Consider the following 12,659-nt stretch of genomic DNA (forward strand, 5'->3'; position numbering starts at 1 on the left):
CCCCCTACCTTGCTTCCTTTAAAAACATATTTCTATCTTTGAATTGGATATCATAGATCCGACGATAATGGCCATTATTATGAACAAGCTCATCATGTGTACCACGTTCTACAATTTCCCCATTATCTAAAACAATAATTTCATCCGCATGCATTAAGGAAGATATTCGGTGGGCAATAATAAAAGTCGTCCTCCCTTTCATTACCTCTTTAAATGCTGCTTGGATTTTTGCCTCTGTTTCCATATCTACGGCACTTGTTGCGTCATCAAGAATCAAAATACTCGGATCGATACAAATGGCTCTAGCAATGGCAATACGCTGTTTCTGACCACCAGATAACCCCATACCCCTTTCACCTAATACAGTGTCATAGCCCTTAGGTAGGTCCATGATAAAGTCATGTGCTTGGGCTCTCTTTGCCGCATCAATGATTTGCTCCATCGTTGCCTCTGGTGCACCATAGGAAATATTATCCTTTATGGAAGAGGAGAAAAGGAAAGACTCCTGCAAAACCACTCCAATGTTATGGCGTACAGATTTTAATGTATAACGATTTAACGGATGACCATCAATCAAGATTTCTCCACGATTTGGTTCATAGAAACGGGAGATTAATTGAGTAATAGACGTCTTTCCAGAACCAGTTGCCCCTATTAAACCAATAGTTTTTCCCGGAGGGGCATCAAAGGAAATATTTTTTAACGCTAATTCATCTTCACTGTCATAGCGATGGGTTACATTGTTAAATTGAACATGGCCTTTTAAACGATCTACTTGCAAAGCATCCTTATCGTCAAAAATATCTTCCTTTTCATCTAAAACTTGTAACAATCGTTCTCCTGAAGCCTTTGATTGAGAAAACATGTTAACGATAAAACCTAAGCCCATTAAAGGTCCAATAATATACCAGATTAAGCTGAAGAAGGCTACTAATACCCCTGGTTCAATTTGACCATTGATTACTAACATCCCTCCATATGCCAATAGAACAACAACGCAAATGTTTCCGATAAGCTCCATCACTGGGAAGAATTTAGCCCAAATACCTGATGTATATATGAACTTATCTTTATAATCATTGTTCTTTTCATCAAAACGACCCATCTCATAGTTTTCCTTTGACAAAGATTTAACAGTGTTCATCCCACTAATGTTTTCCTGTACCTTTGTTGTCATGCTGGCAAAGGACTTACGAATGTTTTTAAATGCAGGGTGAACTTTTTTGTCAAACTGATAAACAGTCACTACTAAAAATGGCATTGCAGCTAAAGTAAGTAAGGCAAGGGATGGGCTGTAGTAAAACATGATTCCCATACTTAATCCCACAAGCATTACTAAGTTAATTAACTGAGCACATCCGAAAGACAAAAAGAAACGGAATCCCTCAACGTCTGCCGTTAGTCGTGACATGAGGTCCCCCGTTCTAGCGTTATCGTAATATCGAAAAGGTAAAAATTGCAACTTTCGATATAACGCATTTCGCAATCCGTATACAGATCGAATTCCAAAAAGGTCTCCTAAATATTGATGATAGTAAGCAAAGACCCCTTTTAGTGCCATAAGCACCAAGAACCCGATCGATACGTACGGAACGAGATGATAATTCCCTCCACGAACCACTTCGTCGATTGTGATCTGTAAAATAATAGGATAAACCACAGTAATACCTGTTACAACTAATAATGTTAGTATAGATGCAATAAAGTACCGCTTATATGGCCAATAGAACTCCTTTAAACGTTTAAATGTATTCAATCAGTACACCTCCCTATTCTTTTAAAACGATTGAATAAAAGTAAATAAACTTAAAAGATTCTGACGAATGGAAATAAAATAATAATTCCTTAAAAAGGTAACATTATTAATATATCGGTTTCCGAAGTATTTTTCTATCTCAAGTAATCTCTCTCTGAGGTCATTTTCACGGATTTTCTACTGTTTCTGTTGGATTATCTTCCATTCTCACAATATTTTCTTTAAATTGCTCTGATTTAAAGAGTGTCTGTATGTATTTACTACTAAAAGAATAATTAAATAGTGTGCATCACATTCTATACGTTTATTACCTCATTCTCAATAAAATGACTAAATTATTTTTCCTTTTTTAAATGCTCTGTTAAACTTTGATGTTGATTTTCGCTTCAGGATGCTCCCTTTCCGCGGGCAACGCTTCAGCCTCCTCGGGAAAACCACCCTGCGGTGTCTTCAGCTGTTGCTTTTCCCGCAGGAGTGTCGCACCTTCCGCTTCAATCAACTCTGTTAAAAAATCCTGATGTTCATCAACATCAGGATTTTTTTGTAGCAAAGGTTAATAAGGCAATTTGTTCCAGTGAGAATGTATGTTCTATTGGTGTAAAATGGCATTCTATTAGAAGTTGGTTCATCGTTTCTTCTGTGTATTGGTGGCGTTTCTCAGAAATTCTCCCCCATTGCAATAACGTTTCCTTTTCCATCCCCTCGAGACCCCATTGCTTACTTAACTCTTCCGCGTATTTCTCCGTTAAATGTTTACTTGGGTTAAGTAAAACAAGGCTTCCTCCATACTTTAAGACACGATACATTTCCTTCAACGCCTTCGAAGGCTCTGGAAGGAGAAATACAACACAAGTAGATAGGACGATATCAAATTGATTCTCTTGAAATGGAAGTTTCTCCGCGTCCCCTTCAAGGAAAATGGGTACTTTCTGAAAAGGGGTAGTTCTTACATTTTCTTTTGCACGTTTGACCATTTCCTTTGAAAGATCGATACCAGTAATTGCGGTTGAAGAGTCAGCTCCCTTTAACAAAAGCCGCCCCGTTCCACAACCAACATCTAAAACGTACTTTGTAGCCCATGACCCTGTTTTTTGGATTAATTCATCGTGCAATTTAGATAACCAAGAGCTTTGGGCCATTTGATCAAAAAAGTCGACTCGCCTGTCAAATTCCTCCACCTTAATCTTTCTCATGGCCATTATGCCTCAGCAGGTGTCTTCCACTCTTTTGGATTTTCCCGCCACTTTTCAAGAAGTGGAAGATCATCCTCTTTAATGCTTCCCATTTTTACAGCTTCATGTAGTAAGGAAGAATAAGTAGTCAATGAAGAAAAGGCTAGACCTTCCTTTTCAAAGGCATCTCTCGCTAGATCAAATTCATAGGTAAAAATGGAATAAACCCCGAGGACATTCCCACCAGCTTCCCTTACGCCATTAGCTGCTTGAATGGAGGATCCTCCAGTAGAGATTAGGTCTTCTATTACTACTACCTTCTTACCTTCTTCCAAGACCCCTTCGATCATATTTTGCTTTCCATGACCTTTAGCTTTAGAGCGAATATAAATCATCGGAAGCTCCATAAGGTCTGCTACCCAAGCTGCATGTGGAATGCCGGCAGTTGCTGTACCTGCAATCACTTCTGCATGAGGATATTGTTCCCTAATTTTATCTGCAAATTGTTGAGCAATTCCCTTCCGTACTTCTGGAAAAGACATTGTAAGGCGATTATCACAGTAAATGGGTGATTTTAATCCTGAACTCCAAGTAAATGGATCATTAGGCTGTAAAGAAACGGCACCGATCGTTAATAAAGATTTTGCAATATTCATATACCTTGTCTCCATTCTTTTTCATATTGTTCGTAAGCAGCTAACGGATCTTCTGCTCTTGTAATTCCCCTACCCACAACAATGGCATCAGAGCCATAGTGAGAAGCTAACTGAGGAGTTACTACACGTTGCTGGTCATCTGATGCATCCTCATTTCTTCTTATTCCGGGTGTAACAGTATAAAAGGGAGAGGGGATGTGCTTACGAATGAGTTGTACCTCCTGTGCAGAGCAAACCACTCCATCTAGTCCTGCATCTTTTACTCGGTGACATAAATGTATGACATGATCGTTTAACGTGCCGGCAATTTTCAATTCCTTTTGCATTACTTCCTCTGACGTACTAGTTAATTGGGTAACGGCAATGCATGTTGGGATGGAACCATTGGCTGGAGTTCCTTCCATCAAGCCTTCTTTTGCCGCACGCATCATTTCTACTCCCCCCATAGCATGGACATTAACAAGATCCACTTCAAGGGAGGCTAGCTGCTTCATGGCACGCTTCACCGTTGTGGGAATATCATGTAACTTTAAATCCAAGAAAATATGATGACCCTGTTCCTTTAAATCATAAATGAAGGCTCTTCCCTCTTTATAAAAAAGCTCCATACCCACCTTTACAAAAAGCTTTTTGTTCTTAAATGTTGTCAGAAATTCCAATGCTTCTTCACGATCAGGAAAGTCTAGAGCTACAATTAATGGTCGTTGAGTCATAAGGAACTCCTCCCTACAATAGAACTCAAGGTTTCGATTCCGAGTTCATCCATTCTATCCTCTAATTGATCAATCAAATTTGGACACACAAAGGGATCAATAAAGTTTGCTGTTCCAACTGCTACAGCATTCGCTCCAGCCATCATGAATTCTAATATATCGTCTACTTCATAAATACCGCCCATACCGATTATTGGAATGTCCACCTTTTGTCGTACATCATGAATCATTCGGATAGCCACGGGTTTTATAGCAGCACCAGATAATCCACCGGTACGATTGGCTAGGATAGGCTTACCTGTCTTTAGATCGATTCGCATACCTAAAAGTGTATTTATCATACTTAACCCATCTGCCCCTGCCCCTTCTACAGCTGTAGCTATTTCCACAATATCTGTTACGTTTGGTGAAAGCTTTACGTATACGGGAACATCAGAAACAGATTTTACTTTGTCCGTTAAATGGGCTGCTGTACCTGCATCCGTTCCAAATGTTATCCCACCCTCCTTTACGTTAGGACAAGATATGTTTAATTCAATAGCACTTACATTGTGCACTTTAGAAATTTCTCTAGCCACTTCCATGTAGTCCTCTACTGAATACCCAGCAATGTTTACTACTATAGGAGTATCATACTTTTCTAACCAAGGAAGTTCGTGCTCAAGAACATGCTTCAATCCAGGGTTTTGTAGTCCAATGGCGTTTAGCATACCACCAGGAGTTTCTGCTACTCGCGGTGTAGGGTTTCCCCTTCTTTCCTCAACAGTTACTGCTTTTACACAGATAGCTCCTAAACGGTTTAAATCATATAGTTTTCCATATTCCTGGCCGAAAGCAAAGCAACCTGACGCAGGCATGACAGGATTTTTCATGTGTAAACCAGGGAGGTTCACTGCTATTCTGCTCATAATATCACCTCTCCTGATAAAAATACGGGACCATCACTGCAAATTTTTGCATAAGCTTTTCCTGTTGTTTTATCTCGCTCCTTTAAATCACATACACAGGCTAAACAAGCACCTACTCCACAGCCCATTCTCTCTTCTAAGGATATAAACCCATGTGTGCTGGCTGTTTGTTCCACCGCTTTCAGCATAGGCTTTGGTCCACATGTATAGTAAAGATCATAAGCCTTTAACTCTTTCAGGGCATCTGTAACAAAGCCTTTCACACCCTTGGAACCGTCCTCTGTAGTAATAATTAATTCACCAAGCTCTTGGAATTCCTCTTCTAAGAATATATCTTTGTCTGTTCGGAAGCCTAAAATGGTAATGACCTTTGCCCCTGCAGCAACAAGCTGCTTTCCTAAGTAGTAGAGGGGGGGAATACCTACTCCCCCACCAATTAACACACAGACATCATTAGGTTTTGCTGCTTCAACTGGAAATCCTTGACCTAAAGGACCCAAAATATTTACTTCATCCCCAACGACTTTTTCAGCGAGCAGTTTCGTTCCTTTCCCTTCTACACGATAAATCATCGTCAGTGTTTCCTTCTCCACATCCACATCGCATATGCTTATGGGCCTTCGTAACGTTGGATCGATACCTTTACTAACACGAAGGTTAACAAATTGACCTGGATTTTTCATTTGTTGTGTTAAAGGACCCGTTACCTCAATTCGATAGATCTTCGGGGCAATTTCCTCCTGGTTTTTAATGGTCATGTTATCCATTATCATACGAGTTGCCCCTTTTTCATCGGTCTTTCTTGACCCATTGCCTCCGCAGAGAAGGTAATCAGTTCCATAACCCTTAGAAGCGCTTCTGCCGTATCCATAGACGTTAAACAAACGATTCCATGTTCTACTGCTTCACGCCGGATGCGGAAACCGTCTCTAGCTACCTGTTTACCCTTTGTTAATGTATTGATAATGTATTGCACTTGCCCGCCTTCAATAACATCTAACATGTTTGGAGTTTCTCCACCGATTTTTGAAACAACTGTAACAGGGATGTTATGTTCTTGAATGCTCTTAGCCGTTCCTTCCGTTGCTAACAAGTGGTATCCAATACGGTGGAATCGCTTCGCTAGGTCCATTGCTTCGTCCTTATCTTTATCAGCAATAGTGAATAATACGGAACCGTGAGTTGGAATTTTCATACCAGATGCAATTAATCCTTTGTACAGTGCCTTTTCCAACGTATAGTCGCGACCCATAACCTCACCTGTAGATTTCATTTCAGGTCCAAGGGTAATATCTACACTTCTAAGTTTTGCAAAGGAGAATACTGGCACTTTTACAGATACCAATTCCGGCTCTGGTAAACATCCAGTTTGGAAGCCTTGATCCGTTAAGTTTTGTCCTAAAATAGCTTTCGTAGCTGTATTTGCCATGTTTACACCGGTAATTTTACTTAGGAATGGTACTGTTCGGCTAGAACGTGGGTTAACCTCCAATACATAAATTTCATTGCGGTGAATAACGAATTGAATGTTTAATAACCCAATAATGTTAAAGCCCTTTGCTAAGCGTACAGTATAGTCAACTAGCTGCTCTTTTAAATCCTTGCTAATGTTTTGTGTTGGATAGACGGCAATGGAATCCCCTGAGTGAACACCAGCACGTTCAATATGCTCCATAATTCCTGGAATAACCACTGTCTCACCATCAGAAATAGCGTCTACTTCAACTTCCTTACCTGTTAAATATCTATCAATTAATACTGGGTGCTTTTCATTTACTTTAACGGCACGATCCATATATTTTAATAAATCATGCTCGTTGTAAACAATCTCCATGGCACGTCCCCCGAGAACATAGGAAGGACGAACCAACACTGGGTATCCGATACCATTAGCAATGGTCACCGCTTCTGATACGGAGGTGGCTGTTTTACCTTCTGGCTGTGGTATTCCAAGCTCCATTAAAGTTTGTTCAAATTTATCTCTGTTCTCTGCTCGGTCCATGTTCTCTAAGGACGTTCCTAGAAGCTTAACTCCCCTTTCTTCTAAATCAGAAGCTAGGTTTAACGCTGTTTGCCCGCCGAATTGAACAATGACCCCAATAGGATTTTCTTGATTAATGACATGCATAACATCTTCTACTGTCAATGGCTCGAAATAAAGCTTATCAGAAATCTGGAAGTCTGTTGACACAGTCTCCGGGTTATTATTAACGATAATTGCTTCATACCCTGCTTCTTGAATAGCCTTAACAGTATGAACCGTTGCATAATCAAACTCGATACCTTGACCAATTCGAATTGGACCTGACCCTAATACTAAGACAGATTCCTTTTCTGTTTGCTTTGATTCATTTTCTTCTTCATACGTTCCATAATAGTACGGAGTTTCTGAGGAGAACTCAGCAGCACATGTATCTACCATTTTATAAACAGGGTAAATATTATTTTCTTTGCGGAATACTTCTACTTCCATTACATCCGTTTCTAAAAGACGGGCCAATTCCTCATCGGAGAAACCTAGCGCCTTCGCTTCACGAATAATATTAACGTCCCACTTCTTTTCAACGATTTCATTTTCCATATCAATGATTCGTTTTATTTGATACAAGAAGAAGCGGTCAATTTTCGTCATGGCAAAGAGTTCTTCCATGTCATAACCTAAGCGGAACGCTTCTGCTACAAGAATAAGACGTTCATCATCAGCATGTACCAATCTCGTTCTTAACTCTTCATGGGAGATATCTAATTTCTTATTGAAGCGGATATGGTTTAGATCCACCTCTGTAGAGCGGATAGCTTTCAAAAGGGACTCTGGCAAGTTTCGTCCTATAGCCATCACTTCACCAGTTGCTTTCATTTGTGTTCCAAGCTTGCGGTTTGCTGCATCAAATTTATCGAATGGCCATCTTGGAATTTTCGTTACAACATAATCCAAAGCTGGCTCGAAGCTTGCATAAGTTGTGTGTGTTATCGGGTTTTTACATTCATCTAAATGGTAACCTACGGCAATTTTTGCAGAAAGCTTTGCAATTGGATAACCTGTCGCCTTCGATGCTAATGCTGAAGACCGGCTTACCCTTGGATTTACTTCGATGATGAAGTAATTTTCACTATATGGGTCTAATGCAAATTGTACGTTACATCCCCCTTGAATTCCTAAGGCACGGATAATTTTCAAGGATGAATTTCTTAAAATTTGATATTCACGATCTGTTAATGTTTGAGATGGTGCAACGACGATAGAGTCCCCAGTATGAATACCGACTGGATCTATGTTTTCCATATTACATACGACAATAGCTTGATTGTTTGCATCGCGCATTACTTCATATTCCACTTCTTTATAGCCAGCGATACTCTTTTCAATTAAGCATTGATTCACTGGACTTTGGTGTAAGCCACCTGAAACAATCTCTTTTAATTGCTCATCATTATAAACAAGGCCACCGCCAGTACCACCTAATGTATAGGCAGGGCGAACAATGACTGGATAACCAATTTCCTCTACAAACGTAAATGCCCCCTCTAATGATTGAACAATTTCACTTGGAGGAACTGGTTCATTTAGCTCATTCATTAAGGTACGGAATAGCTCACGGTCTTCTGCTTTCTGGATTGCATTTAAGTCAGTACCTAACAGCTCCACACCATATTCATCAAGTATACCTGATTCTGATAGATCTACAGCTAAATTGAGTCCCGTTTGTCCTCCTAATGTAGCTAAAATACCATCAGGCTGCTCTTGGCGAATTACTCTGCTTACAAATTCCAACGTAAGCGGTTCAATATAGACTCTATCTGCCACTGATTCGTCAGTCATGATCGTTGCTGGGTTTGAATTAATTAAAATAACCTCATACCCTTCCTCCATTAGGGCTTGGCAGGCTTGGGTTCCTGCATAATCAAACTCTGCTGCTTGACCGATTATTATAGGACCAGATCCAATAACGAGAATTTTGTGTATGTCTGTACGTTTAGGCATGAGTAATCCCCTTTCTAGCTGCTTCTAGCATCTCTTTAAATTCTTTGAATAATCCTTGGGCATCCTCAGGACCTGGTGATGCTTCCGGGTGGTATTGCACACTGAATGCTAATTCTTCTTTATGGCGAATCCCTTCAATGGAACCATCGTTTACATTCACATGAGTTACTTCTAAATTTGTACCAGCTATGCTGTCAGGATCCACAGTATATCCGTGATTTTGTGCCGTAATAGTAATTTGACCCGTTCGGAGATCCTTAACAGGGTGATTGCTCCCACGGTGTCCAAATTTCATTTTTACTGTCTCGGCTCCACAAGCAAGTGCTAATAGCTGATGGCCTAGGCAAATACCGAAAATAGGAACTTCTCCGACCAGCTCTTTTACCGTTTCAATACACTCTTTAACGTCCTTCGGATCTCCAGGTCCGTTACTTAATACAATTCCATCCGGTTGAAAAAGACGAATTTCATCTGCTGTCGTATCGTGAGGGACAACCATTACTTCATAACCTTCTGCAACAAGGTTTTTTACAATTCCTTTTTTAACTCCATAGTCGATCAACACAACCCGTTCCTTCGTACCAGGGTTTACAAATCTAGTTTTTGTAGAAACTGTGGCAACTTGGTCTGTTGGGAATAGAGTACTTCTTAAATGTTCAATCACTTCATCCGTATTAACGTCAGCAGAACAAATTCGTCCCTTCAACGTTCCATTTTCACGGATCATTCTTGTGAGTTTTCTTGTGTCAATTCCTTCGATCCCTGGAATATCAAAATGCTTTAACCATTGATCAAGGGAAAGATTAGAACGGAAGTGACTTGGATATGCTGATGCTTCCTTTACAATTAATCCGTGAATGTTTGGGATAATACTTTCAAAATCATCACGGTTAATTCCGTAGTTCCCGATTAATGGATAAGTCATTGTTACAATTTGACCACAGTAAGACGGATCAGACATTACTTCTTGGTACCCAGTCATTCCTGTATTGAAAACGACTTCTCCATCCCGTTCCCTTTCACTGCCAATTCCTTTTCCAACAAAAATTTCACCGTTTTCTAGAACTAATAATCGCTTCATTTAGATAGGACCTCCTCGTATTTCCAAGCTGTTTTCCCTGATGCTATTGTTTGAATAGGCCACCCTGTAAGTACTTCCTTACCAAAAGGTGTATTTTTACCTTTAGAAACGAAAGAGTCCACATCTACTGTTGCTTTTAAATCAAGGTCAACAACCGTAAAGTCCGCGAAGCTTCCTTCCTCTAAACGTCCGTAAGGTAAATCAAACGTTTTAGCTGGTATTATGGTCATCCAGTCAATTAATTGTTTTAATGTAAAGATTCCTGTTTGAACAAATTTTGTATATAAAAGAGGGAACGCCGTTTCCAACCCAACAATTCCAAAGGGTGCTTCTTCTATCGGAAGCTCTTTTTCCTCTTTTGTATGTGGTGCATGATCCGTTGCAATAAAGTCAATTGTTCCATCGAGTAAGCCTTCAATTAATGCTTGACGATCTTCAGCCCCACGAAGCGGTGGGTTCATCTTATAATTCGTATCAATTCCCGGAATATCTTCATCACAAAGGATGAGGTGATGCGGAGTAACTTCAGCCGTTACTTTAATCCCCGCACGCTTTGCATCTCGAATAACACGAACGGACTCCTTTGTACTAACGTGACACACGTGATAATGGGTTCCTGCAGTTTCCGCTAAGAGAACGTCCCTTGCAATGTGAACGGACTCAGCAGCAGATAAAATACCAAGGACATTAAACTTTTTTGCGAAGCTTCCTGCATGAACAGCCCCACCATAGAGCAGGCTATTATCTTCACAGTGAGCTACAATAGCTTTGTTTACCTTTGCTGCTGCAACCATCGCTTCGTACATTTTCCCTGCTTCTTGAATACCAACACCATCATCTGTAAAAGCAAATGCGCCAAGCTCAGCCAACTTATCCATATCCGTCAAGTCCTTACCTAACTGTCTCTCTGTAATGGAAGCGTATGGCAGAACACGAACATGCCCCTTTTCCTTCATCGCTTTATGAATATTACTGAAGTTCTCAGGTGTATCTGGTACAGGACGTGTATTTGGCATAGCCGCGATAGTTGTGAAGCCACCCTTAGCTGCCGCTAGTGTTCCTGTTTCGATTGTTTCCTTCTTTTCTCCACCTGGCTCACGAAGATGAACATGTAAGTCTACAAATCCTGGAGTAATAAGCTTTCCATTTACATCTATAACTTCCTCATAGTTTATTTCGTCAAGTGTTTCTGCTGTAACTTTTTCAATCTTCCCTGAGTCTGTATTTACCACAATGGAAATCTGTTCTTTTTCTCCGTCCTTATTCAACGTCCAACCATTTTTATATAACACGCTCATATTTTTTTACCTCCATTAAATTAAGTACATAGGCAAGAACTGCTTTCCTTACGAGTACCCCATTTTTTATTTGCTTAAAAATTCTAGAGCGACTGCATTCAACAAGCTCGCTTGCAATTTCTACTCCCCGGTTCACTGGTGCTGGGTGCATAATGATCGCATGTTCCCCCATCACCTTTTCCCTTTCTAGAGTTAAACCGAATTCACGATGATACGATTCTTTTGTCCATCCTTTCGAACCCCTTTCGTGCCGTTCTGTTTGAATTCGGAGCATCATCATGACATCTGCTGTTTTTACTGCCTCATCCATTGAAATAACATTACCTAGTGTTATGTCCGGGTCCATCCATTCCTTTGGACCTGCGAAGGACACCTTTGCTCCAAGCTTTCGTAAAATATTTGCATTTGTTCTTGCTACTCTACTATGTCGGATATCTCCACATATAACGACATGAAGTCCTTGAAATAGGACGAACTCCTGTTGGATGGTAAGTAAATCAAGAAGTGATTGTGTAGGGTGATCTCCTGCTCCATCCCCTGCATTGATGACAGGAATATTAATATTTTCTAATTCTTTATAATAAGCCTTCTCCGGATGGCGGATAACAACTGCTTTACAACCAATCATTTCTAACGTTTTCACCGTATCATAAAGGGTCTCCCCCTTTTGTACACTGGAAGATCCCACATCAAAATGAAGCGTATGCAGGCCTAATTCCTTTTCAGCCATTTCAAAGCTGCATTTTGTCCTTGTACTAGCTTCAAAAAATAAGTTTGCTACAGTAATTGGAGGGTTATATTTTTTAACCACCATGTCATCCATTTGGTTTGCATGGAACAAAATTGTTTGTAGTTGTTCTATCGTAAGATCTTCTAATGTTCGTAACTGTTTCATTACTCACCACTCCTTCATACCCCTTGTTTTACAAAAGGCTGTTTTATAAAAAATAATAGCTTTTTATAAGATTTATTATCGCTCGAATCCGTTACAGGCGGACGCTTTCCGCGGGCAACGCTTCAGTCTCCTCGTCCCTGCGGGGTCTTCATCCGTTGCTTTTCCCGCTGGAGTCGCCGCCTTTCACTCCTTCGAGTT

Annotated in this window: 11 protein-coding genes; all 11 read right to left on the minus strand. The window is 40.2% G+C overall.

Annotation, left to right across the window (positions count from 1 at the left end; genetic code table 11):
• Window positions 1–4: 4 nt before the first annotated feature.
• Window positions 5–1,756: an ABC transporter ATP-binding protein gene (locus tag J2S74_RS05610; RefSeq protein WP_307322883.1), complete on the minus strand. Its 1,752-nt coding sequence runs from the start codon at window positions 1,754–1,756 to the stop codon at window positions 5–7.
• A gap of 361 nt (window positions 1,757–2,117) precedes the next feature.
• On the minus strand, window positions 2,118–2,306 hold the full coding sequence (locus J2S74_RS05615; protein WP_307322886.1) for a hypothetical protein: 189 nt from the start codon (window positions 2,304–2,306) through the stop codon (window positions 2,118–2,120).
• On the minus strand, window positions 2,287–2,949 hold the full coding sequence (locus J2S74_RS05620; RefSeq protein WP_307322888.1) for a class I SAM-dependent methyltransferase: 663 nt from the start codon (window positions 2,947–2,949) through the stop codon (window positions 2,287–2,289). Before J2S74_RS05620 ends, J2S74_RS05615 begins: the two co-directional genes overlap by 20 nt.
• 5 nt (window positions 2,950–2,954) lie before the next feature.
• On the minus strand, window positions 2,955–3,584 hold the full coding sequence (gene pyrE, locus J2S74_RS05625; protein ID WP_307322890.1) for an orotate phosphoribosyltransferase: 630 nt from the start codon (window positions 3,582–3,584) through the stop codon (window positions 2,955–2,957).
• Window positions 3,581–4,297, minus strand: coding sequence for an orotidine-5'-phosphate decarboxylase (gene pyrF / locus J2S74_RS05630; protein WP_307322893.1), 717 nt, complete (start codon window positions 4,295–4,297; stop codon window positions 3,581–3,583). The genes pyrE and pyrF overlap by 4 nt, the downstream gene beginning before the upstream one ends.
• The gene (locus J2S74_RS05635; protein WP_307322896.1) at window positions 4,294–5,205 is read right to left on the minus strand and encodes a dihydroorotate dehydrogenase; all 912 of its coding nucleotides are present in this window, start codon (window positions 5,203–5,205) and stop codon (window positions 4,294–4,296) included. The genes pyrF and J2S74_RS05635 overlap by 4 nt, the downstream gene beginning before the upstream one ends.
• Window positions 5,202–5,978: a dihydroorotate dehydrogenase electron transfer subunit gene (locus tag J2S74_RS05640; RefSeq protein WP_307322898.1), complete on the minus strand. Its 777-nt coding sequence runs from the start codon at window positions 5,976–5,978 to the stop codon at window positions 5,202–5,204. The genes J2S74_RS05635 and J2S74_RS05640 overlap by 4 nt, the downstream gene beginning before the upstream one ends.
• Entirely contained in the window at window positions 5,975–9,187 is a 3,213-nt protein-coding gene (carB, locus tag J2S74_RS05645; RefSeq protein WP_307322899.1) for a carbamoyl-phosphate synthase large subunit, read from the minus strand. The genes J2S74_RS05640 and carB overlap by 4 nt, the downstream gene beginning before the upstream one ends.
• Window positions 9,180–10,268 carry a carbamoyl phosphate synthase small subunit gene (locus J2S74_RS05650; protein WP_307322901.1) on the minus strand — a complete coding sequence of 363 codons (1,089 nt, stop codon included), beginning with the start codon at window positions 10,266–10,268 and terminating at the stop codon, window positions 9,180–9,182. The genes carB and J2S74_RS05650 overlap by 8 nt, the downstream gene beginning before the upstream one ends.
• The gene (pyrC, locus tag J2S74_RS05655; RefSeq protein ID WP_307322903.1) at window positions 10,265–11,566 is read right to left on the minus strand and encodes a dihydroorotase; all 1,302 of its coding nucleotides are present in this window, start codon (window positions 11,564–11,566) and stop codon (window positions 10,265–10,267) included. Before pyrC ends, J2S74_RS05650 begins: the two co-directional genes overlap by 4 nt.
• Window positions 11,550–12,461: an aspartate carbamoyltransferase catalytic subunit gene (locus J2S74_RS05660; RefSeq protein ID WP_307322905.1), complete on the minus strand. Its 912-nt coding sequence runs from the start codon at window positions 12,459–12,461 to the stop codon at window positions 11,550–11,552. The genes pyrC and J2S74_RS05660 overlap by 17 nt, the downstream gene beginning before the upstream one ends.
• Window positions 12,462–12,659: the final 198 nt, after the last annotated feature.

Origin of the sequence: Evansella vedderi, assembly GCF_030813435.1 — a bacterium.
In the GTDB taxonomy this organism is placed as follows: Bacteria; Bacillota; Bacilli; order Bacillales; family Salisediminibacteriaceae; genus Evansella; species Evansella vedderi.